General features: G+C 72.3%; 24 protein-coding genes. 9 read left to right on the top strand and 15 right to left on the bottom strand.

All coding sequences use genetic code 11. The annotated features are described in order from the left end of the window. Window positions 1-23: 23 nt before the first annotated feature. The 3 genes from AB0B94_RS10830 to AB0B94_RS10820 all read right to left on the bottom strand — a co-directional run bounded on the left by AB0B94_RS10830 (window position 24) and on the right by AB0B94_RS10820 (window position 2,597). Complete coding sequence (locus AB0B94_RS10830) at window positions 24-1,529, bottom strand: ATP-binding protein (RefSeq protein WP_357271389.1); 1,506 nt, start codon at window positions 1,527-1,529, stop codon at window positions 24-26. Next, a complete protein-coding gene (locus AB0B94_RS10825) occupies window positions 1,507-2,253 on the bottom strand; it encodes a response regulator transcription factor (RefSeq protein ID WP_357271386.1) in 747 nt (248 codons plus the stop codon). The genes AB0B94_RS10830 and AB0B94_RS10825 overlap by 23 nt, the downstream gene beginning before the upstream one ends. A 113-nt stretch (window positions 2,254-2,366) precedes the next feature. Continuing rightward, window positions 2,367-2,597: a hypothetical protein gene (locus AB0B94_RS10820; protein WP_091408172.1), complete on the bottom strand. Its 231-nt coding sequence runs from the start codon at window positions 2,595-2,597 to the stop codon at window positions 2,367-2,369. Window positions 2,598-2,786: 189 nt separating this feature from the next. On the opposite strand from AB0B94_RS10820, the gene AB0B94_RS10815 reads away from it, so the two are divergent. The 3 genes from AB0B94_RS10815 (at window position 2,787) to AB0B94_RS10805 (ending at window position 5,690) form a co-directional block, all read left to right on the top strand. Beyond that, on the top strand, window positions 2,787-3,734 hold the full coding sequence (locus AB0B94_RS10815) for a serine/threonine-protein kinase (RefSeq protein WP_357271383.1): 948 nt from the start codon (window positions 2,787-2,789) through the stop codon (window positions 3,732-3,734). A gap of 70 nt (window positions 3,735-3,804) precedes the next feature. Next, window positions 3,805-4,230, top strand: a complete 426-nt coding sequence (locus AB0B94_RS10810) for an OsmC family protein (protein WP_196922768.1) — start codon at window positions 3,805-3,807, stop codon at window positions 4,228-4,230. 608 nt (window positions 4,231-4,838) lie between these two features. Continuing rightward, window positions 4,839-5,690 carry a hypothetical protein gene (locus tag AB0B94_RS10805; protein ID WP_357271380.1) on the top strand — a complete coding sequence of 284 codons (852 nt, stop codon included), beginning with the start codon at window positions 4,839-4,841 and terminating at the stop codon, window positions 5,688-5,690. 19 nt (window positions 5,691-5,709) lie between these two features. Here AB0B94_RS10805 and AB0B94_RS10800 read toward each other — a convergent pair whose 3' ends face one another. The 5 genes from AB0B94_RS10800 to AB0B94_RS10780 all read right to left on the bottom strand — a co-directional run bounded on the left by AB0B94_RS10800 (window position 5,710) and on the right by AB0B94_RS10780 (window position 10,131). Continuing rightward, window positions 5,710-6,231 carry an ATPase gene (locus AB0B94_RS10800; protein ID WP_357271377.1) on the bottom strand — a complete coding sequence of 174 codons (522 nt, stop codon included), beginning with the start codon at window positions 6,229-6,231 and terminating at the stop codon, window positions 5,710-5,712. A 113-nt stretch (window positions 6,232-6,344) separates the two neighbouring features. After that, window positions 6,345-6,791 carry a response regulator gene (locus AB0B94_RS10795; protein WP_357271374.1) on the bottom strand — a complete coding sequence of 149 codons (447 nt, stop codon included), beginning with the start codon at window positions 6,789-6,791 and terminating at the stop codon, window positions 6,345-6,347. 84 nt (window positions 6,792-6,875) lie between these two features. After that, window positions 6,876-7,223 (bottom strand): STAS domain-containing protein, encoded by a 348-nt coding sequence (locus AB0B94_RS10790; protein ID WP_357271371.1) that lies wholly within the window; start codon window positions 7,221-7,223, stop codon window positions 6,876-6,878. 116 nt (window positions 7,224-7,339) lie between these two features. Next, the gene (locus AB0B94_RS10785; RefSeq protein WP_357271368.1) at window positions 7,340-8,377 is read right to left on the bottom strand and encodes a cobalamin-dependent protein; all 1,038 of its coding nucleotides are present in this window, start codon (window positions 8,375-8,377) and stop codon (window positions 7,340-7,342) included. Then, window positions 8,374-10,131: a PP2C family protein-serine/threonine phosphatase gene (locus AB0B94_RS10780; RefSeq protein ID WP_357271365.1), complete on the bottom strand. Its 1,758-nt coding sequence runs from the start codon at window positions 10,129-10,131 to the stop codon at window positions 8,374-8,376. Before AB0B94_RS10780 ends, AB0B94_RS10785 begins: the two co-directional genes overlap by 4 nt. 211 nt (window positions 10,132-10,342) lie before the next feature. Here AB0B94_RS10780 and AB0B94_RS10775 point away from each other — a divergent pair, with 211 nt between their 5' ends. After that, complete coding sequence (locus tag AB0B94_RS10775; protein WP_357271362.1) at window positions 10,343-10,681, top strand: STAS domain-containing protein; 339 nt, start codon at window positions 10,343-10,345, stop codon at window positions 10,679-10,681. Window positions 10,682-10,755: 74 nt separating this feature from the next. Here the strand turns inward: AB0B94_RS10775 and AB0B94_RS10770 are convergent, their stop codons facing one another. After that, the gene (locus tag AB0B94_RS10770; protein ID WP_357271359.1) at window positions 10,756-11,070 is read right to left on the bottom strand and encodes a hypothetical protein; all 315 of its coding nucleotides are present in this window, start codon (window positions 11,068-11,070) and stop codon (window positions 10,756-10,758) included. Window positions 11,071-11,270: 200 nt separating this feature from the next. Between AB0B94_RS10770 and AB0B94_RS10765 the strand changes: the two genes are divergently transcribed. The 3 genes from AB0B94_RS10765 (at window position 11,271) to AB0B94_RS10755 (ending at window position 14,290) form a co-directional block, all read left to right on the top strand. Next, window positions 11,271-12,248, top strand: coding sequence for a DUF2267 domain-containing protein (locus AB0B94_RS10765; protein WP_357271356.1), 978 nt, complete (start codon window positions 11,271-11,273; stop codon window positions 12,246-12,248). Between the two features lie 103 nt (window positions 12,249-12,351). Continuing rightward, complete coding sequence (locus AB0B94_RS10760; RefSeq protein ID WP_357271353.1) at window positions 12,352-13,146, top strand: fused MFS/spermidine synthase; 795 nt, start codon at window positions 12,352-12,354, stop codon at window positions 13,144-13,146. A gap of 58 nt (window positions 13,147-13,204) precedes the next feature. Next, window positions 13,205-14,290, top strand: a complete 1,086-nt coding sequence (locus AB0B94_RS10755; RefSeq protein ID WP_357271350.1) for an AI-2E family transporter — start codon at window positions 13,205-13,207, stop codon at window positions 14,288-14,290. Between the two features lie 97 nt (window positions 14,291-14,387). Here AB0B94_RS10755 and AB0B94_RS10750 read toward each other — a convergent pair whose 3' ends face one another. The 4 genes from AB0B94_RS10750 to AB0B94_RS10735 form a co-directional block, all read right to left on the bottom strand. Beyond that, window positions 14,388-15,689 carry an NAD(P)/FAD-dependent oxidoreductase gene (locus AB0B94_RS10750; RefSeq protein ID WP_238666780.1) on the bottom strand — a complete coding sequence of 434 codons (1,302 nt, stop codon included), beginning with the start codon at window positions 15,687-15,689 and terminating at the stop codon, window positions 14,388-14,390. 54 nt (window positions 15,690-15,743) lie between these two features. Continuing rightward, window positions 15,744-17,897 carry a glycogen debranching N-terminal domain-containing protein gene (locus tag AB0B94_RS10745; protein ID WP_357271346.1) on the bottom strand — a complete coding sequence of 718 codons (2,154 nt, stop codon included), beginning with the start codon at window positions 17,895-17,897 and terminating at the stop codon, window positions 15,744-15,746. Window positions 17,898-18,020: 123 nt separating this feature from the next. Next, window positions 18,021-18,548: a GNAT family protein gene (locus AB0B94_RS10740; RefSeq protein WP_357271343.1), complete on the bottom strand. Its 528-nt coding sequence runs from the start codon at window positions 18,546-18,548 to the stop codon at window positions 18,021-18,023. A gap of 70 nt (window positions 18,549-18,618) precedes the next feature. After that, window positions 18,619-19,341, bottom strand: coding sequence for a VOC family protein (locus AB0B94_RS10735; protein WP_357271340.1), 723 nt, complete (start codon window positions 19,339-19,341; stop codon window positions 18,619-18,621). A 312-nt stretch (window positions 19,342-19,653) separates the two neighbouring features. Between AB0B94_RS10735 and AB0B94_RS10730 the strand changes: the two genes are divergently transcribed. Both AB0B94_RS10730 and AB0B94_RS10725 read left to right on the top strand, forming a co-directional pair. Beyond that, window positions 19,654-20,061: a pyridoxamine 5'-phosphate oxidase family protein gene (locus AB0B94_RS10730; protein ID WP_357271337.1), complete on the top strand. Its 408-nt coding sequence runs from the start codon at window positions 19,654-19,656 to the stop codon at window positions 20,059-20,061. 23 nt (window positions 20,062-20,084) lie between these two features. Next, window positions 20,085-20,729 (top strand): hypothetical protein, encoded by a 645-nt coding sequence (locus tag AB0B94_RS10725; protein WP_357271334.1) that lies wholly within the window; start codon window positions 20,085-20,087, stop codon window positions 20,727-20,729. On the opposite strand, the gene AB0B94_RS10720 is transcribed toward AB0B94_RS10725, so the two are convergent. Further along, window positions 20,672-21,154 carry a hypothetical protein gene (locus AB0B94_RS10720; RefSeq protein WP_357271332.1) on the bottom strand — a complete coding sequence of 161 codons (483 nt, stop codon included), beginning with the start codon at window positions 21,152-21,154 and terminating at the stop codon, window positions 20,672-20,674. The genes AB0B94_RS10725 and AB0B94_RS10720 overlap by 58 nt on opposite strands. A 34-nt stretch (window positions 21,155-21,188) precedes the next feature. After that, window positions 21,189-21,482: a DUF6510 family protein gene (locus AB0B94_RS10715; protein WP_238666790.1), complete on the bottom strand. Its 294-nt coding sequence runs from the start codon at window positions 21,480-21,482 to the stop codon at window positions 21,189-21,191. Window positions 21,483-21,488 lie beyond the last annotated feature (6 nt).

Raw genomic sequence — 21,488 nt, 5'->3', positions numbered from 1 at the left:
AACGCCGGTGTGCCGTGCGCCGACTACGTGTCGGCTGTGGCATTCGGCAGCCGGACGGTGAACATCGTCCGACCCGGGCGGCTCTGCACCCCGACCGTGCCGTGGTGGGCCTCCACCACCGCCGCGACGATCGCGAGGCCGAGGCCCGTGCTGCCGTGCGCACGGGATCGGGAGCTGTCGCCCCGGGCGAACCGCTCGAACATCTCCGGTTGCAGCTCAACCGGCACCCCCGGCCCGTCGTCGACGACGCTGAGCACGGCGTCGGCGTCGGCGACGGCAAGCGTGGTGGTGACAGTGCTGCCGGGCGGGGTGTGCACGAGGGCGTTGGTGAGCAGGTTCGCCACCACCTGGTGCAGCCGGGCGGCGTCGCCCGGCACCCGGATCGCCACCTCGGGTAGGTCGAGCTGCCAACGGTGTTCGGGGCCGGCGACGTGCGCGTCGCTGACCGCGTCCACCACCAGGGCGGTCAGGTCCACCGGTTCGACAGCGAGCGGACGGCCGGTGTCGAGGCGCGCCAGCAGCAGCAGGTCGTCGACGAGGCTTGTCATCCGGGTGCTCTCCGACTCCACCCGGCGCAGCGCGTGCGCCACGTCGGCGGGGACCTCGTCACGGCCACGCCGGGCCACCTCGGCGTAACCGCGGATCGCCGCGAGAGGCGTCCGCAACTCGTGGCTGGCGTCGGCGACGAACTGGCGTACCCGCGTCTCGCTGGCCTGCCGGGCGGAGAGCGCGTCGGCGACGTGGCCCAGCATCCGGTTCAGCGCCGCGCCGACCTGACCGACCTCGGTGCGCAAGTCCGTGTCGGCGGCCGGGACCCGGACGGCGAGCGCCACCTCTCCCCGATCCAGGGGCAGCTCGGTGACGCGGCTGGCGGTGGCGGCCACCCGGTTGAGCGGTCGCAGTGTCGCCCGCACGATCAGCGCGCCCGCCACACCGGCGAGCAGCAGCCCGACCGCTGCCACCCCGGCCTGCGCGGCGACCAGCGCCCACACGGTCTCCTGGACACCGGAGAGCGGGACCGCGACGACGCGCACCCGGCCGTCCCAGTACCGGCGGGCCACGGCCCGATAGTCACCGCGATCGCCGAGGTCGACGGTGCGCGGTCTGGCGTCGACCGGCAGGTCCGCCAGCCCGGCGACCTCCCCCACCGGGACGGACCGCTCGTCGGGGAACGGATCGGCGCTGGAGACGCTTCTGGTCAGGGTCCGGGCGCTGGTCACGCGACCGTCGGTGATCTCGGCGACCACCGCGCCGGACGGCAACCCGGGCGGGATACCCGGTCCGTTGCCGGGGAAGGCCGGCCGTCCCGGGCGGTCGCCCCGCATGGCCGTCGCGGGGGCCAACTGGGCGTCGAGCCGATCGATCAGGAAGTGCCGCAGCGCCACTGTGGTCAGGCCACCGATGGCGACGCTGACCAACGCCAGCAGCGCGAGCAGGGCGAACACCAGTCGGGTACGCAGGGAACGCCCGGCCAGCCACCCACGGGCGGCGCGCAGCGGGCGGCGCCTAGTCGGCGGGTTTGAGGACATAGCCCGCGCCGCGCAAGGTGTGAATCATCGGCGCCCGCCCGGCGTCGATCTTCTTGCGCAGGTACGAGATGTACAGCTCCACCACGTTGGCCTGGCCGCCGAAGTCGTAGTTCCACACCCGGTCGAGGATCTGCGCCTTGCTGAGCACCCGGCGCGGGTTGCGCATCAGATAACGCAGCAGCTCGAACTCGGTAGCGGTGAGGGTGACGAGCTGGCCACCCCGGCGAACCTCGTGGCTGTCCTCGTCGAGGCTGAGATCACCGACTGTCAGCACCGCCTCCTCCCGGGTGGCGATCGCCAGCCCGGAGCGGCGCAGCAGCGCGCGCAGCCGGGCGATCACCTCCTCCAGGCTGAACGGTTTGGTGACGTAGTCGTCGCCGCCGACTGTCAACCCGGCGATGCGTTCCTCGACCGCGTCGCGGGCGGTCAGGAAGAGCACCGGCACGGTGGGGGCGTGCTCGCGCAGCCGGCGCAGCACCTGGAAACCGTCCAGGTCGGGCAGCATCACGTCGAGCACCACGGCGTCCGGCTGGAACTGTCGAGCGGTGCTCAACGCCGCCGTGCCGTTGCCGGCGGTGCGGACCTGCCAGCCCTCGTAACGCAGGGCCATCGACAGCAGGTCGGTGAGCGTGGGTTCGTCGTCGACCACCAGCACCCGGACGGGCTCACCGTCGGGGCGACGCAGCTCGATCCGGCTCGGCGCGGCCTGCCCGTTCATGACCATGGGCCCCATGGTGGCCGCCACTCCTGTGCCGCGCCCCTGGGGAAGCTGTGCGCGAGCTGTGCGGCCGGGCCGACGCGACGCCGGCGACACCACCGGTCAGCCCCGCCTCGTGGTCACTCGGACACCCCGTACGCGTCGGTGCGCACGAACCGCATGCTCCAGCCGCCGGCCTCGTCGGGCCGGTCGCGTTCGTAGAGGTGATCGGGGCCGGGCTGCACCGGACCCGTGCCGTCCGGGTGCCGCATGATCCAACGCTGGGGTGGGGCGCCGTCCGACCCGGCCGGCAGCAGCCGGACCAGGCCGTCCGCAGGCCCACCGACGAAGCGTACGGTGACCTCGCTCATCGCGGCGTCCCCTCGGTGACCGTGCCGGCACAATCGGTGACACCGGCTCTGGCTCGCAAGCTACCGCACCCACCGCTCGGGCGCAGCGCGGTGCGCCGGGCCGAATCGGCCTCGGTTTGCCCAGCTCGGAGTGCGGGTACCGCGATCTGAGCACCCGGCCGTCGGCGGGGCGAGGACGAGGAGTGGTCGATGCGGACGCTGGACGGGCGGTACCAGCTCGAACAGCGCATCGGTGTGGGCGGGATGTCCGAGGTGTGGCGGGCCTACGACCAGGTGCTGGACCGGCCGGTCGCGGTGAAGCTCATCTCGCCCGGCCGCGACGACCGGGACGGCCCGGTGGACCGCATCCGCGCGGAGGCCCGGTCGGCGGCCCGCCTGGAACACCCCAACGTGGCCAGCGTGCACGACTTCGGCACGTCCTCGACGTGGCCCGGCCGACCGGTGCCCTACATCGTGATGGAGCTGGCCGAGGGTGAGACGCTCGCCGTGCACCTGCGCGCCGGACCGCTGGACTGGCAGATCGCGGTGCGGGTCTGCGCGGAGGTCGCCGCCGCGCTGGCCGCCGCGCACGCCGAGGGCATCGTGCACCGGGACGTCAAGCCGGCCAACGTCATGCTCACCCCGGCCGGCGTAAAGGTGCTCGACTTCGGCATCGCCATCGCCGCCGGCGCGCCGGACCCGATGCCGACCGGCATGGTGCTGGGCACCCCGGCGTACCTGGCGCCCGAACAGCTGGACGAGGCGCCGGCCACCCCCGCCGCCGACATGTACGCCCTCGGCGTGCTGCTCTACTACAGCCTCACCGCCCGCCTGCCCTACCGCGCGGCGACCGGCAGCGAACTGCTGCTCGTCCGCCGCCGTCAGCCACCGGAGCCGCTGCCCGACATCGCCGGGCTGCCGCCGGAGGTCGCCGAGCTGTGTCACTCCTGCCTCGCCGACGACCCCGAGCGGCGTCCGACCAGCCTGGTCGCCGCGCTGCTGCTGGCCGAGGCGGTGGACGCCCGGGTGTACGTGCCGATGACGATCCCGACGACCCGCCGGCCGGCCCCGACGTCACCGTGGACCGAACGGGCCGCCGCGGAAGCCACCGAAGCGGTGGCACTGGTGGACGAGCCGAACCTGCCCGCCGGGCGCTGACCAGACGACAGGCGGCGTTTCGTCAGGCGGCGAAAGGGTAGCCGGCCTGGTGAGCGACGGGAGAAACGCGATGCCGGATCAGAGTTCCTGGCTGCGTGAGGCCACAGCGACCGCCGAGGGCGGTCACGTACGCACCGACGATGGCGGGCTCTCCACCGCGCTGGCCTCACCGCTGGCGCCGCACTGCACCGGGCTGACCCCGGAACAGTTGCTGGCCGCGGCCTTCGCCTCCTGCCTGCATCACGCGGCGGTGGAGGTGGCCGGCGAGATCACCGACGAGGCGCACACCGTGCAGGTCCGGGCGGAGGCGAAGCTGGGGCGGGACAACGACGGCCGATACCGGGCCGACGTCCACGCGGAGATCTCGTCAGCCGGGCTGAGCCGAGATCAACTGGCCGACCTGGTCGAGTACGCCGACCGGCTCTGGCCGTTCTCCAGCAGCGACACCAGCCGACACCGGCTGACTGTCACCCCGGCCGAGAACGGCCGCCACTGACCAGCCAACCCAAGGGGTCTGCGGGCCGGGGAGCGCACCGTTCCGCATGATCGTGCTTGATCCTGGTTGTAGTTGCCTCGTTCCTGCTTGAAGGCCCTACTTCCTGGATCAAGCACGATCTTGCGGTGGATTGACGCGCCGCATCAGCGGCGCGACGACGCGGCACGGCACGGCGGCACGGCACGGCGGCACGGCACGGCACGACGGCACGGCACGACGGCGCGGCGCGGTATGCGCCGATCGCGGCACTTCGCTCCGCCGCCGACGTAGATCTTGGACGGTTTCCGTTCGTGGGGAACGGAAACTGTCCAAGATCCACGGACAGCGCCGCCTCCGCCGGAAGGTCGGCCGAGGGGCCGTCACACTTTCGGTGGGGCTGGGATCCACTGTTCGGTGGACCCGCGAGCGGGGCCGGACGTCGGGCGGAGAGACCCGCGACGTGAACCTTTTCCGCCGGCAAGTCGGGAATAACCGTCTGGAGGCATCCGCGAGGTTGATCAGTTTCGCTCGTGTTTTGCCCGCTAAAGTCGGCATGATCAGGGCAAATTGTGGCGCATGCCACCGTACGGGCTGATGGCATCGGGCATTCAGGTCTTTAGCCTCGGCAGGTGCATCCCGACGACCCCTCCGACCAGAAGCTGACCGACGCGCGCCCGACCACCCCCTCGGACGACGCCGCATCAACCGAACGGACGATCGGCCGTCACCGCGCTGCCGAGCCGCCGCGGCGTGCCCTGCTGGGCTCGACCCCGGTGCGGGTGGCGCTGGCCACCGGTGTCACCTGCTGCCTCAGCCTCGTCGCTGTCGCCACCGCGCGCGGAAACCACGACGCCCCCCGCACTGTCGAGCCGCTCGCCGAGGCGGTGGCCGACCGCGCCGCCATCGCCGACGAACGCGCCTCCCGGTCGTTGGACCGCGACGCCGCCCCGGCCCGGATCCTGCCGCCCAGCCCGACGGCGAAGCCAACGCCCACCCCCACCGCCGTCCGCAAGGCGCCCAAGAAGCCGGTCAAGCCCCGCCGCCCCCGGCCGGTCGCCGGCCTCGACCAGGCACAGATGGACAACGCGAAGATCATCGTGGACGTCGGCCTGGAGATGAAGATGCCGCGCCGGGCCCTGGTGGTGGCACTGGCCACCGCCATGCAGGAGAGCAACCTCTACAACCTGGCCAGCGACGTCCTGCCGGAGTCGGCGGAGTACCCGAACCAGGGCAGCGGCTCCGACCACGACTCGGTCGGGCTGTTCCAGCAGCGGCCCAGCAGCGGCTGGGGCACTGTCGCCCAGCTGATGCGCCCGTCGTACGCCGCAGGGGCCTTCTACAGCGCGCTCAACGAGATCCCCGGCTGGCAGGACATGAGCGTCACGGCAGCCGCCCAGGCCGTGCAGATCTCCGCCTACCCGGACGCGTACGCCCAGCACGAGGACCGGGCGAGCACCGTCGCGGCGGCGCTCACCGCCTGAGCGCCCGCGCCCGCCCGTCTCAGCGGCGGCCGGGCGGCGGCTCCGCACCCGCGTCCGGGCCGCCGACTCCGACCCGGCTGCCCGCCACCCCGGCGGCTGCGGTGGGGGTGTCGGCCGGCACCTGGTCGACCGTCACCTGGCTGAGGATCTCGTCCACCCGCACCTCACGCCGTCGACGGGCGTCCAGCGCCGCCTCGAGGTCGCGTCGGGCCTGCACGGCCTCCGCATACGCCCGCTCCCGCACCTGCCGTGCCTCCTCGCGGGCCTCGTCCAGTTCGGCGCGGGCCTGGGCCAGGATCTCGGTGGCCTCGCCCGGCGACGCGTCACCGGCGTGCCGGGTGGCGGCCGTGTCGCCCAGGTCGAGTCGTTGCAGGAGGCCGCTGAGCCAGGCTGCCTCCTGGCGGATCTCGTCCCACTCCCGGGCCGCGCCGGCCGCGCCCTCGGCCCGCGCCGCGAGCCGGGACAGCCGGATCCCCAACTCGTCCAGGCAGTAATCCACCTGCCGCTGGTCGTAGCCGATCTCAACGACGGAGAACCTCATACTGTCGCCCCCAGGCAGCTGCTGTTACTTCCCCACCTGGATCCTCGGCCGCGACCGCTCGCGCCGAAGGGGTTCGGGGAAAATGTTCAGCATGCGCGCAGGCGGCGCGGGCGTCAGACGCGCTTGGGCAGCACCACTACCCGACCGAAGAACTCGTCGATGCGGCGAACCACGTCGTTGAAGTCGTCCAGGTCGATCGGTTTGGTGACGTACGCGTTGGCCTGCAACGTGTAGCTGCCGACGATGTCGGTGTCGGCGTTGGAGGTGGTCAGCACGACGATCGGGATGGTGCGCAGATCCTCGTCCTGCTTGACCGCCCCGAGCACCTGCCGGCCGTCCATCCGCGGCATGTTCAGATCCAGCAGGATCACGTCCGGTCGGCGGGCCTTCTCGTGCCGGCCCTCGGCGCGGAGAAACTCCATCGCCTCCTCGCCGTCGCTCACCACGTCGATGATCTTGTCGACGTCGGAGTCCGCCAGTGCCTCCTCGATCATCAGCACGTCACCCGGGTCGTCGTCGACCACCAGGATGCGTACCGGCTGCGGGCTGTCTGCGCCCATCACTACCTGCCTCGGAGTCGGCGGGGACGGGACCCTGACGGTCACCGCGTTGGCGGGGAAATGCTGGCGGGGAAATCTAGCCCATCAGGATGCACTGCGGGACACGGGGTCCACCGACTCCGGTTCGTAGCGCAACACGTCGGCGAGGCCGGTCACCCGTAGCACCCGCTCGACCCGCCCATGGGCACCGGTGAGTCGCAGCCACCCCCCGTCGGCCGCCGCCTGGTTGTCGCCCCGGACGAACACGGCCATTCCGGTGGAGTCGCAGAACGTGAGGTCGGTCAGGTCGAGCAGCACCCGGCTCTCACCCGCCGCGGTGAGCCGGTCGATCGCGGCGGTCAGCTCTGGGGCGGTGCTCAAGTCCAACTCGCCCACGAGCCGTAGGCAGGCGCCATCACCGTCGCGCTCGACGTAGTTGACGCTGAACGTCACCGTTCTCCCCCTCGCTCCACCCTCGGGTGGGACGTTTGCAGTCCGGCAAGTATACGCAGAGCTGACTCGTCCGCCGCCGAGCGCGGTGATCGATCCGACCGCCACCGGCGGGTCGGTCAGCGGGCCTCGCCGGGCAGCGCCGCGCATCCCAGCGCCAGCGCCCGGGCCGCCCGGGGGAAGTCCCGCAACGCGGCGGCGTAGTGCTCCAACGGCAGGACGACCGCCCCCGAGGGCACCCCACGACTGCCCAGGATCCCCGACAGCCACTGCACGAACTCGGTGAACAACGAGGGGTCGTCGACGTAGACCGCCGCGGCCAGAAAATCCACTATGTGGCCCAGGTCGCTCACTGTCGCGTCCAGCTGAGCGGCGGTGTACGCCCGTGCCGCCGGTACCCGCTCGCGCAGCTCCGCCAACGCGCTGTCGATCAGCTCACCGCGACGGCGCACCAGGCTGGCGTACTCGTCGTCGGCCAGGTGGGCCAGCCGCGCCGGCGGCGTCCCGCGCAACGCCCGCTCATCGGCGATCAGCTCGGCCGCCGAGGGCGCGTCCGGCGCCCAGGCCACCCCGAGCCGGCGCGCCCACCGGCCGTCCGTGCCGAACCCACGTCCGCCGACCACCACCGGCACGTCCGAGCGGCGGCAGGCCTCGATCATCCGGTGTGCGTACGGCAGGCGCATCGGCAGCGCGCACGCCAGCGCCACCGCGTGCGCGTCGTAGCGGTGCAGGTACGACACGAGGTGTGCCGCGGGCACGCTGGCGCCCAGGAAGGTCACCTGCCACCCGCGTAGCCGCAGCACCTCGGCCACCAGCCGGGGCGGCAGCGCGTGCCACTCGCCGTCCATGCAGGCGACCACCACCCGGCCGCCGGTCGGCCGCGGTTTGACGTGCGCGGCCACCGCCGCCACCACCTGCTCGCTGATGTGGGTGGCCGCGTGCTCCTGGGCGACGCTCCACTCGTTGCGCGCCCACCGCTCGCCCACCTCGGCCTGGGCGGGCGCGACCAGGTCGAGCAGCACCCGCTCGGCCGGGACGCCCGCGTCGAGAAGGCCGATCGCCAGGTCGGTCGCGGCGTACTCGTCGGCGTCGGCGAGGTGGTCCAGATACCCGGAGTACGCGTCGCCGAGGTCGGTGGTGGCCGTGGCGGCGGTCACGCGTCACTCCCCTCCGTCTGGTCGACGCCGGCGGGCACCGAGTGCAGGTGGCGTGCTCCGCGCCCGCTCAGGCCGGCCGCCCGCACCGCCAGCACGGCGATGTCGTCGTGGTCGCCCTGTGCCAGCCAGTCGCAGGTGAGCTGCTCGACCCGTTCGGCCAGGGCCGGCGCGGGCATCCGGTGACAGCCGGTCAGCGCGGTGATCAGTCGCTCGCCGCCGAACTGCTCGTCGCCGCGGCGGCCGCCCCGGGCCTCGGTCACGCCGTCGCTGTAGAGCAGGCAGGTCTCGCCCGGGGCCAGCCGCACAGTCACCTCCCCGACGCGGGGGTCGGGCACCACTCCGATCAGCATGCCGCGCAACGGCACCGTCTCCACCTCGCCGGAGGCGCGCAGCACCAGTGGTGGCAGGTGCCCGCCGCCGGCCATGGTGAGGGTGAGGCCACCGTCGCGCTCCGGGCGGGCCACGCCGAGCACGATCGTGGCGAAGCGACCCTGGCCGTGCGCCTGGGTCGTCTCCAGCAACGCGTCGTTGAGCAGTCGCAGCAACCGGGCCGGGTGCGACTCCAACCGGTGCAGCGCCTGGAGGCACTGGCGCAGTTGGCCGGTGAAGACGGCGGCTTCGACGCCCTTGCCCGACACGTCGCCGAGGAAGAACACCGAACCACCGTCGGTGAGCCGGTGCGAACCGTAGAAGTCGCCGCCGATGCGCAGCCCCGCCTGTGCGGGCCGGTACGCGGTGCCCCACTGCACACCGGTGGCCTCGACCGGCTCGACCGGCAGCAGGCTGGCCTGGAGAGTGTCGGCCACCTCGGCCTGGTCGCGGTAGAGCAGCGCGGTGGTCAACGCCGCCCCGGCGCGGGCCGCGAACGCGCGGACCAACTCCACGTCGTCCTCGTCGTACCAACGGGTGGCGCGACGGGCCACCAGCAGCACACCGACCGGCGCGTCGCGGCCCGGCAGCGGAACGACCCGGGCGGCGCTCTCGGCACCGGACAGCCCCGGCAGCCAACCGGCGTCGACCGCCTGTTCGACCAGCCAGTCCACCGCGTGCGGCTCGGCGCCGGTCAACCCGTCGGCGATGGCGGTCGGCAACTCGCCGCCGCTCAGCACGCCGCTGTCCACCGTCGGCACCTCGTCGTCGGTGCGTGATGCCCGCCACCAGCGGGCGCGCCCGGCCCGGGGGGCGAGCACCAGCACCGCCACCTCGGCCAGTGTGGGCACGGCGAGTCGGACGACAGCAGCGGCCGCCCGGTCGGGGTGCAGCGGGTTTCCCAACTTGTCGCCGACCACGGCCAGGAACGCCGAGCGGGCCCGCTCGGCGAGCAGCGCGTCGGCGCGGCTGACGCTGTCGGTGACGTCCTCGACGTACCAGCAGCAGCGGTCACCCGAGAGCGGCACCTGGCGCGCGGTGAGCCGGCGCCCGCGATGGGTGAAGCCACCGGGGACGCCCTCGCTCAGCCCTGGCACGCCGGCCGCGCTGAGCAGCACGCCGGGCGTCACCTCGGGCAGCAACCGCTCGGCCACCGGGCTGACGTGCCGCACGACGCCATCGGCGTCGCAGACCACCAGGCCCTCGCGGAAGTGCTCGACGACCTCTAACCAGTCGGGCGTGGCCTGACCCCGGTCGGGGGCCAGCGGGGGCAGTGCCGCGGTGGGGCGGCGAACGTCGGCGGACCACGCCGAGGGTCGTGTCGTGCTCGGCGTGGAGAGCCGTCCGTCGCCCGGGTCCCAGTCCCTGACGTCGGAAGCAGTCACCAGCTGAGCCTCACTCCTTGTCGTTCACCGAACCCGTGCCGGAACCGGCGTCCACTGTCAAAACTCTCCAGCCACCCTACGCCGGAACCCGGAAAGCGGCATCTCACGGCGGGTGGCGGGCACCGCCACGGCGCGGGCCTGGGACGCGGGACAGCAGGGCGCGTCGCCGCCCCCGCTTTGCGTTTTGTCGCTCGACAAGGAAAATGGTGGGATGCCCGACCAGCTGTTGACCATCGAGACGACCCGGCTCGCCGCCGGGAACGTCCGACTCCGGCTGACCGGCGAGCTCGACTACGACAGCGCACCCGAGTTGATCGCCGCGGCGGCCGAGCTGCCCGGCGACGGCGACGCCCCGGTGCTGGTCGACCTGACCGGGGTGACCCTCTGCGACTCGTCCGGGCTCAGCGCGTTGCTGGTGGTGCATCGCGCCGCCGGGGCGATCCGACTGATCGGGGTCAGCCCCCAGCTTCAGCGGATGCTGGACCGCACGGGTCTGAGTGAGTTGCTGGCCGAGGCGTACGCCGACGACGACGTGCGGGCCATCGGCTGACCCGTGGGCCACCCCCGGAAGCGGACGGGGTGGCCCCCGACCCTGGGACCTGGGGTCGGGGGCCGGAGGAATGTCTAGGGTGCCGTCATCGGCTGGAGCTTGGGTCCGTCCTCACGTAGCTCGCTGATCGGGGTCGCGTCGACGTCCTCGGGCTCCCCCGAATCGGGCGTCTGGTACAGGTAGCGGACGAACTGCCCACCCGCCTCGTTGTCGTCCGCGCCGGGCCATTGACCGATGCAGTCCATCCCGATCACCTCGCGGCCCGTCCCGTCGGCCTCCTCCAACAGCGCCCACAGGCTCACCGGGTAACACCTGGTGACCTCGGGCGTGAGCTGCCAGCGGGCGTACCAGCCGGGTCGGGCGGGGACGATCTCGACAACTTCCTTCATGACGACCTTCCTTCCGCGTACCTCGGAAGAACTCCGGTCCTGACCCGATCGTGCGGGCCGGGCGGGTGAGCACCCCTCACCCCCGCCGGATGAAGCGTGGCGCGGGCCGGTCCGACTCGGCCCGGCGGCCTCCGTTTCCTTCTCCGGAACGGCGGGAAGGCGGTGGACGCAGCCACGATCCCAGCGGAAGGGATGCCACAATGCGCAAGCAGATGGAGGGCGACAACCAGAGGCGCCGGGCACTGGCCCGGCAGGCCCGGGAACAGAATCGCCAGCCCAGCGAGATCGGCGCCAGCCTGAGCGCGTCCAAGCAGCTCACGAGCCTCGATGCGGGTAAGCGGGCCGGCCCACCGGCGGCCGGAGCGCACAAGTCGGACACCACCCGCGGCGGGCCGGCACCGCCGCCGGTCGGTAGCGCCGACAACCCGCGACCCCAACCGTCCCCGCCGAGCGGCGCGGCCGGGGTGAACAGCATGGGCTACCACGACCTTGTCGACGAGGTCCGGCGTCGCGCCGGGGTCGACTTCAAGACCGCCAAGGTGGGTACCGAGGCGACGGTGCTGGTCCTCGCGTTCGCCCTGGAAGCCGCCGAACGGCAGCGGCTGCTCGCCGCGGTGCCGGCGTCGCTGCACGACGTGGTGCCGGTCGACGGCATCGAGCGACACCGGGACCTGCCCGGCTTCCTGGCCGAGGTGGGCCGGATCAGCGGCAACACCCCGGAACAGGCCCGTTACCAGGCCGAGGCGACGATCGCCGCGCTCGCCGAGCAGGACGGCGACCTGGTCGAGTCGTTGCACGTACCCGACGGGTTGCGCGACCTGCTGAATCCGCCGGAGGCCGGCGGCGGCCTGGTGGGCGCCTCCACCGCCACACCCACCCTGGACGCCGACGAGATCAGCGCGGCGCTGGACGACCTGCCCTACTGGGCCGGCGACAGCCAGGGCCTCTACCGGGTGGTCGCGCTGCCGCCCGACAACCTGGACCGGGTGCTCGCCCGGCTCGACCGGCTGCGTCAGGACAACGGCCGCGGCCCGAGCATCGGGCGTCCGGGCGACACCGCCGCCGTGTTGACAGTGCGGACCAACCAGGCCAACGGGGTCACCGCGCTCGACGTGGACCTCGCCCGCCAGATCGACGCCGCGATCGACGAGGTGGGTGCCGGGATGGCCGGCGGCTGACCGGCCACCACGACACTGTCGGGCCGGCGGAACGGGGGCGACCCCGCTTCGCCGGCCCGTCCGCCGTGCCGGGTCCCCGGTGGGCTCGGCTAGCGTGCCGGCTATGAACCGCGCCGCCGACCGGTTGGAGTTGGTCGCCGACCCGGTCCGCCGGACCGGGCGGACTCTGCTGTCCGCCGGGGTCGAGCAGTCGTACGTGGATGTCGAGGATCCCCGGCACCTGCACTTCGAGTACGTCCGGCGGATCGCCTCGGCAGTGGAGGTGGCGGCCCCGGCCGGCGCCCCGCTGAACGTGCTGCACCTGGGCGGTGGCGCGTTGACGCTGCCCCGCTGGGTGGCCGCCACCCGGCCCGGCTCCCCGCAACGGGTCGTCGAGCGGGACGCGGCGGTGGTTGAGCTGGTGACCCGGGAGTTGCCGCCGCTGCCGCCGGAGGTGCGGGTGGACGTCGCGGACGCCCGGGACGCCCTGACCGGCGCCCCCGACGGCCGGTACGACCTGGTGATCGCCGACATCTACCGCGCGGCCCGGATGCCTCGGCACGTGCGCACCGTCGAGTTCGCCGCAGAGGTCGCCCGCTCCCTGCGCCCCGACGGGTTGTACCTGGTGAACGTCACCGACCTGCCGCCGCTGGTCGGTACCCGGGTGCAGGTGGCCACCCTGCGGGCGGTCTACGCCGACGTGTGCGTGCTCGGCGACCGGCGGATGTTGCGCGGTCGCCGGTACGGCAACCTGGTGCTGGCCGCGACCTCCCGCCCCGGCGGGCTGCCGGTGGCCCGGCTGGCCGTGGCCGCCCTGCGCGACCCGGTGCCCGGCGGGCTGCTGCACGCCGCCGCGCTCGACACCTTCGTCGCCGGTGCCCGCCCGCTCAGCGACGCGGACGACACCTCCCACCACTGATCGCCGTTGTGCCCGCAATGCCGGGTTTCCGACGGCTCGGGCGGGGAAGGCCCGCCGGATGAGCGACGTCGACGATCGGGTGACCGGCCGCCGAACCCTGATCGTGATCGGTCTGGTGCTGGCGACCGCGCTCGCGCTGGGGTTCGTGTACGCGACCCGGCGGGTGCTGGTCTGGGCGGTGGTCGCCGCGTTCTTCGCCGTCGCGCTCAAACCCCTCGTCGACCGACTGCAACGCCGTTTCGTCCGGCGTCGGGCGCTGGCCACCCTGCTGGTGTTCCTCGCCGCGTTCGTGCTGCTGGCGATCCTGGCCGCGCTCATCCTGGTGCCGTTGTTCGGGGAGTTGGGCCGCTTCGCCGACCGGGCGCCCGAGCTGCTGCGGGAGGCCCGCGCCGGACGGGGACCGGTGGGGCAGGTGCTGGAGCGCACCGGGGCACGACGCTATGTCAGCGAGCACTCCGAGCAGCTGCGCGACCTCGGCAGCCGGCTGCGCCAACCCGCCGTCGGTGTGCTGCGCGGCGTCGTCGAGTCGGTCGCCGGGCTGGTCACGGTCATCGTGCTCGCGTACCTCATGGTGTTGGAGGCGCCGCGGATCACCAGGGGCGTACTCGCGGCGGCCGGGGACGGTCAGGGCGAGCGGCTGCGCCGGGTGGGCCGGGAGGTGTCGCGTACCGTCACCGGCTACCTCACCGGGAACCTGCTGATCAGCGTGATCTGCGGGGCGTTGACCTTCGTGGTGCTGACCGTCACCGGGGTGCCCTTCGCGGCGGTGATCGCCCTGCTGGTGGCGGTGGCCGACCTGATACCACTGGTCGGGGCGACCCTCGGCGCGGTGATCGCGGCCGGTGCCGGCTTCCTGCACTCCCCCACCGCCGGGGTGGTGGTGCTGGTCTTCTTCGTGGTCTACCAACAGGTGGAGAACCACCTGCTCCAGCCGCTCATCCTGTCCCGCGCGGTCCGGCTCAACCCGTTGACGGTGCTGATCAGTGTGCTGCTCGCGGCGGAGCTGGCCGGCCTGCTCGGCGCGCTGCTGGCCATCCCCGCCGCCGGCATCGTGCAGACCCTGCTGCGCGAGTACGGCCCGCGCCGGCTCCGACCCGCCCCGCCGGCCGGCCCGGCAGCGCGGTCGGCCGGCGCCGCCGACTGACCGTCGCGGGCGCGGCCGGTGCCGCCACCGGCCTGCTCCGCGACGACCTGGTCGGGGCCCGCCCTGCCGCCCCCGAGGACCTGGGCCGAGGGCCCGCTCAGCGGGACCGGGTCGCGACCTCGGGCGTGGTGCTCTCCAACGGCACCGCGTTCGCCGGCACCAGCCCCAACTGGACAGCGGACCGGGTCAACGCGGCGTCCAGCGCCCAGTCGGCGCTGACCCGCGTCCGGTTTCCCGGCATCGCCATCAGGTGGTACGCCCGGGTGACCGCCTTGGCCGGCAACCCGGCCAGGTTGACCTGCAACGGGTTCGCCGCCGCGTCCTTGCCACCCAGGTCGACGACCCAGCCCAGGTCGTGGTGCTTGTACGGCTTACGCCGGCCGAAACCGTACGACGCGGCGATGTTGTACGCCGCGCGCTTGCCCTGCCGCTGCGCGTGCTGGGCGGTCATCCCGCACACCTTCCCCGGGTTGACCAGGTCGGGCACGGCGGCGGCGTCACCGCAGGCGAACACCTCCGGATAGCCGGGAACGTTGAGGAACTCGTCGGTGACCAGTCGCCCCCGGTCGGTCCGCAGGCCCAGCTCGTTGACGAACGGGTCGGGGCGCACACCCACGCACCACACCAGGGTGCAGGTCGGCACGTACTCGCCGTCGGTGAGCTTCACCCCGTCGCACGTCGCCTCGGCCACCGAGGTGCCCATCCGCACGTCCACCCCACGCCGGTTGAGCACCTTGTGCGAGGTGTCCGACATCCGCTTGTCCAACTCCGGCAGCACCCGGGACGCCACGTCGAGCAGCATCCAGCGGGGCCGGACGGTGAGCCGGGGCCGCTGGGCGTGCAACGCGTCGGTGAACAACTGCCCGTGTGCCGCGACCTCGGTGCCGGTGTAGCCCGCCCCGACCACCACGAACGTGGACCGGGCCTGCTGCTCGGCCGGGTCCTCGGCCTGCTCGGCCAACTCCAACTGCCGAACGATGTGATCATGCAGGTAGACGGCTTCGGGCAGGCCGCGGAAGCCGTGCGCGTACTCGGTCACCCCCGGGATGGGCAGCAGCTTGTTGACGCTGCCCACGGCGAGCACCAGCCGGTCGTACGCCAGCCGGTTCTTCTCCCCCTCGGCCTGGGTGAAACCGACCCAGCGGTTCTGCAGGTCGACGTGGTCCGCCTCGCCGACCACCACCCGTACGCCCTTGAGCGTCCCGGTCAGCGGCACGGCGATCCGTTTGGGCTCGACCACCCCGGCCGCCACCTCGGGCAGCAGCGGCAGGTACAGGAAGTAGTCGGTGGAGTTCAGCACCACGATCTCGGCCCGGTCCCGGGCGATCCGGCTCAACGTCTTCGCCGCGTGGTAACCGGCGAACCCGGCCCCCACGATCACCACACGAGGTTTCGTCATTGCGGGCCGTTTCCCGTCGAAGCCCCGAACAAACGTCCGGCCCGCCAGCCGCGGTCAGCTCGGCTGGAGCCGGACGTGGCCGCTGCGGCCCACCGCCTCCACCTCCCACTGCTGGCCGAATGCCCGCACCCGCCCGGCGGTGATCCGGCCCAGCTCCTCCGGGACGTCCGGATCGAGGACCAGCCGGCCGTCGACCGGGTTGATGCCGAGCATGGCGCGGATCAGGGCCAGCGGCGTTCCGGCCGCCCAGGCCTGCGGGCTGCACGCGGTCGGGAACGGCACGGCGAAGAGCAGTCGCTCCCGATCGAACCCGCTGAGCGCCTCCGGCAGCCGGTAGCCGAACTGCTCGGCCGCCTCGATCATCGCCAGACTGATCCGGTTCGACTCGGCCCGGTAGCCGTACCGGGCCAGGCCGAGCGCGGCGATCGAGTTGTCGTGCGGCCAGACCGTGCCGAGGTGGTAGCCGAGGGCGTTGTAGGGTCGTTCCTCCCGGGACAGGGTGCGGATGCCCCAACCGGAGAACATCTCCGACGACATGAGTTGTCGCACCACAGCGTCGGCCCGCTCCGGCGGCACGATCCCGCTCCACAGCAGGTGACCCATGTTCGAGGTCTTGGAATCGACGCGGTTCTTGTCGCCGTCCAGGGCGACAGCGTAGTAGCCACCCCGCTCCTCGATCCAGAAGTCCTGGTTGAACCGCTCGTACAGGGTGGTGGCCTGGTCGCGCAGCCGGCGCGCCAACGTCGGGTCGTCCAACGGCCCGTCGAACAACTCGGCCAGCCGCATCTTCGCGTCGTAGGTGTAGCCCTGTAGGTCGCAGGTGGCCAGCGGGAGCACGGGGATCCGGCCGTCGGCGAAACAGACCCCGTCCGGGGAGTCGCGCCAGCACTGGTTGCCCAGCCCCTCGGGCGAGCGGGTGGCGTACTCGACGTAGCCGTCGCCGTCCCGGTCGCCGTACTCGTCGATCCAGCGCACCGCGGCCAACGCGTTGTCCCGCAGTTGCCGCACCGTTTCGTCGTCGCCGGTCCAGCGCCAGTACTCGGAGAGCAGGATCAGCCAGAGTTGGGTGGCGTCGGCGCTGCCGTAGTAGGGCCCGTACGGTTTTTCGCCGGAGCGGGTCAGCTCACCGCTGCGGACCTCGTGCAGAATCTTGCCGGGCTCCTCGTCGGTGAAGTCGTCGCAGGTCTCGCCCTGCAGCCGAGCCAGCGCGAGCAGGGCGCCCTTCGCCAGGGCCGGCCCGGCGACCAACGTCTGGTACGCGGTGATGAGGGTGTCCCGTCCGAAGACGGTGAGGAACCAGGGCAGCCCAGCACCGGGCAGCATGATCTGCTGACCCTTGACCTCCAGGTCGAGCCGCAGCGAGGACAGGTCGTCACGGGACTGGCGTATGGTGCGCTCCAACGGCATGCTGTCGCTGCGCAACACCGCCCGGTCCTCGGTCCACCGGCGCAGCGGGTCGTCGGCGCGGCCGTGGAAGACGTCCGCGATGTCGCCGCGCACCGGCTCGACCACCCCCAAGCCATGCGGCAGCGGCACGTGCAGGTCCACCTTCCAGACCTCCCGGGGACCCAGGTTCAGGTCCCAGATCAGGTCGTCACCCTCGACCCGGTCCGCCGGTAACGCACAGCACACCCGGGTCTGCGCGGAGAAGTCGCCGCGCCGGTAGGAGAAACACAACTCGGACCCGTCGGTGGCGTGGTTGCGGCTGATCTCGGCGGAGCGGTCCCGAACCGTCGACTTGACCTCGAACAGGTCGGCGAAGTCGGCGTCGACGGCCAGCCGCAGCTCCACCCGGGCCTGCTCCAGTTGGAACGAGACCAGTTCCAGGCGCTCGTGCAAGCCGTCGCTGATGTAGCGCAGCCGCCGCAGGCCCAGGCTGTTCGGCGGTAGCCCCGGCAGTTCGGGGTTGGTGAGCGTGTACTGCGCGGAGTAGTGCTCGATGGTCTCGGAGCGCAGCACCAGCAGTTCGCTGCCGTTGACGGTCAACGTCCAGCCGCTGAGCAGGCGAGTGTCAAGGTGGACAAGCCCGCCGATGCTGCCCGGCGGCACATCCCCCTGGGCGTTGGAGTAGAGAAATGTGGGCCCGCTGAGCACCGCGATGGAGTTGGGGCCCAATTCCGGGGGGATCGCCCGCTGGTCACCGCTGTCCGGATCCGCGACGGACAGGCCGGGGAAGGGGCTGGCAGGGGTCGCACGCACGGCAGCCATGCACCCACCGTAGGAAGTAGGGTGCGGAGCGTCATCACCCGGTCTGGGTGAAAGTCCCCGACGTCCGGGGAACGCTTGCCGCAGTGCCGGTCTGCCGTCAACCCGGCCGCGCCGGGCCGCCGGTCAGCCGAGGGTCGGTGCGGTGATCGCCCAGCGTTCGTGGTCGCGCCAGGCGCCGTCGATGAACAGGTAGTCCGGGGAGAAGCCCTCCAACCGGAAACCGAGCTTGCGGGCCACCCGCCGCGACGGCTCGTTGCCCGGTTGGATGTTCGCCTCCAGCCGGTGCAACCCGACCGAGGTGAACGCGTGGTCGATCACCAGGGCGACGCCCGCTGAGGCGTGCCCGGTCCCGCTGAAGGGCAGGAACGCCGCGTACCCCAGGTAGCCGCCACGCAGCGCGCCGAGCACGATCCCGCTGATGTTCACGTAACCGGCGATCTCGCCGCTGGCGCGATCGCAGATCAGGTACCCGGCACTGTCGCGGCGACGGATCCGGCGCAGATACAGCTCGTACTCCTGCGGGCTTGCCGGCGCGGCCAACCACGGGTGGTGCAGGTCTCGACTGCGCCGCGCGGCGGCGACGAACTCGTCGGAGTCGGTGGGCCGGGGCCGCCGGATCGCGGCGGGACCACCGGTACGCAGGTATCTCACGGCGGATCACTCTGACCGACGGGTGCCGCAGTTGTCCAACCGGCCGCCGGGTGGGTGGGCGTCGGTCGGCTCAGCGGGACGTCAGCAGGCCGAACTCCTGACCATCGGGGTCGGCCAGTGCCAGTCGGCCCGCCCGGTCCTGGTGGGTGTCGATTCGGGTCGCCCCGAGCGAGAGCAGACGGTCGACCTCGGCCTGCCAATCGCCGTCGACAGCCGGGGCGAGGTCGAACCGCACCCGGTCCCGTCCGCCGTTCGGCATGTACGGCGGACCGCCCCAGGAGATCTTCGTGCCGCCGTTCGGTGACTGGATCGCGGTCTCCTCGTCCTGGTCCCAGACCAGCGGCCACCCGAGCGCCTGGCTCCAGAAGTACCCGACCTGCTGCGATCCGTCGCAGGCCAGCGCGCCGACGAAGCCGCAGCCGGCGAGGAAGTTGTTGCCCGGCGCGATGACGTCGAACTCGTTGCCCTCGGGGTCGGCGAGCACCACGTGATCGATCTCGGGGCCCTGCCCGATGTCGGCGTGCCGCGCACCGAGTTCCAGTGCCCTGGCCACCGTCTGCCGCTGGTCCTCCAGCGAACTGCTGGTCAGGTCGAAGTGCATCCGGTTCTGGACGACCTTCGGCTGCTGGTCAGGGGCGAAGCGGATGTGGTACCCGTTGTCGTCGGCGGGTAGGAGCAGGACGCCGTCGTGTGGATCGTCGACGATCTCCCGCCCCAGCAGCCCGGACCAGAACCGCGCGAGCCGCAGAGGCTCGCTCGCGTCGAAGGTGATCGCGAACAGGTGTGCAGTCATCGCTGTGCTCATCTCCCATCGGACCGGACGCCGTGGCAGCCGTCGGAGCGGGAGCCTAGGGGTGTGCCAGGTCGACCGCACCCGAGTTTCCGGTCGAGCGGTGAGGTACGCCGAGGCGGTGCAGGTCGTTCGGCGGGATGCGGGTCATCCCCGGTAGGGCGGGGCGACACCCCAGCCCCAGCGAGGGACCGGCGCCTGCCGGATCGGGTCCGCGTCCGGTTGAGAATTGCCCGCACGGGCCGCTCGGGCCGGTACCGCGCAACAGGTGGAAGGTCGTCGTCGGGACGTGCGGCGTCGTGATCCACTGGTCCGGTGAGCCACGCCCTCTCGAACCCGCCAGCCGACGTCGAGGTACGACTGACCGACGAGTCGAACGTCTGGCTGTGCACGGTGCGGCGCGACGGATCCCCGCACCTGACACCGGTCTGGTTCGTCTACCTCTCCGCGACGTTCTGGGTCGGTTGTGAGAGCCGCAGCGTCAAGGCCCGCAACGTCGTGGCCGACCCACGGGTGTCAGTGGCACTGGAGAGCGGCAACGCGCCAGTGGTGGCCGAAGGCGCCGCCCGCGTGCACCGGGTCGGGTTCCCCAGCACCGTCGTCGAGGCGTTCGCGAGCAAGTACGACGGCTGGGACGTCGGCAGGCAGGTCAACCCGGACAGCGAGCGGGTGCTGTTGGAGATCCCGGTCCGGCGGTGGCTGCTCGCGGGCACCGCGCAGTGAGTAGTCGATGCGAGAATCGACCGGTGGAGAACGAGCTGAGGGCGGCCCTGGCGGGCGTACGGGACGCGTTCGGCCGTTACCCACGCCGCCCGGTGCTCGACGGGTGCCCGCACTGCAAGGGCTCCGTGCCGGTCGACGAGCACGACCTGTTCTCACTGACCATCAGCCTCGGCAGCACGGTCGGCGATCGTGCCGACGTGAAGGCCCTGCTCCCCGTCCTCCTTGAGCGCCTGCTCGCCTCCGACGACCTCGACCCGGCCATCGTCCTGGGCAAACTCCCCTATCAGGAGTGGCGTACCTGGCCGCGCGTCGAGCAGCAGGCCATCGACGCCTACCTCGACGTGGTGTGGCGGTCGTTGCTGGCCGACCACCCGCCGCGGCTCGGGTCGTTCACCGATCCGGCGACCTTCCTCGACGCGGCTCGCGCGGCCGGCGAGCGCGTCGAACGATTCCTCGACGTCTGGGACGCCACGCTCACCTCGTCGGCGGACCGTCACCTGGCCGAGATGGTCGGCGGGCTCAACTTCGCCAAGCAGAAGCCGAGCGCCATCGACGACTGGATACGCCGGGAGGCGACCCGCGACCGCCTGCACCGCGCGTGGGAACGTGACTACGGATCGCCCTGGGCCGACGACCTCGCCCGGGCCCACGATCTCCTCCGAGTCTGAACCGGCCTGCCGCTTCGACTGCGAGAGCCGATGAACCACGGTGCGAGCCACGGGCTGAGCGCGACGAGACCGACGGCGAGGCCGGTGATGACGGCCTGCCCGATCCGGCCCGGGGTGACGCCGGCCGCCGGGTCCAGCACGTAGTTGGCGTACCCGTTCGCGGCCGCGTCCGTCACCAGCACCGCGCAGCCCAGCACGAGCCCCTGCACCCGGCGAGCGGCCAACAGCAACGCCGCCAACGGATCCCACACGGTCAGGGACGTGAAGTAGAACGTCAGCCACCCGGGCAGGGCGAGCTGCGGCCCGAACTGAGGCAGGAGCAACTGCACCACGTGCACCGCGGTGCCGTAGGCGAAGACCAGCACGGCGAAGGCCACCACGCACCGGACCGCGAGCGGCACACCACCCCATCGACCGGCGCTCATCAGGCCATCGTGCCTCAGCCGGGCGAGCGTTCCGTCAGAGTGGGCCGGGGAACGTCTGCTCCATCGGCATCGGCACCTGGAGGAACGTGGTGCCGCGCATGTCCAGCCAGGCCCGGTCCGGCCCGCGCACCAGGCGCACCATCACCTCCTCGCAGGTGGGGCAGCGGGCGACGAGGCCCGGGGCGTGCGAGTAGACGTGCAGGCTGGCCATCGACCCGGTCGTCCCGCAGTTCTCGCAGCGGCCCATCGCGCTGCTCAGGTCGACGGTGAACAGCTCACGCATCGGGCCGTCGAGCATGTTGCCGTCCAGGTACGACATCTCGGTCATCGAATC

The organism is Micromonospora sp. NPDC048986 (genome assembly GCF_040649335.1).
Taxonomy (GTDB): Bacteria; Actinomycetota; Actinomycetes; order Mycobacteriales; family Micromonosporaceae; genus Micromonospora; species Micromonospora alfalfae.
This window is presented reverse-complemented; position numbering and strand designations above follow the sequence as displayed.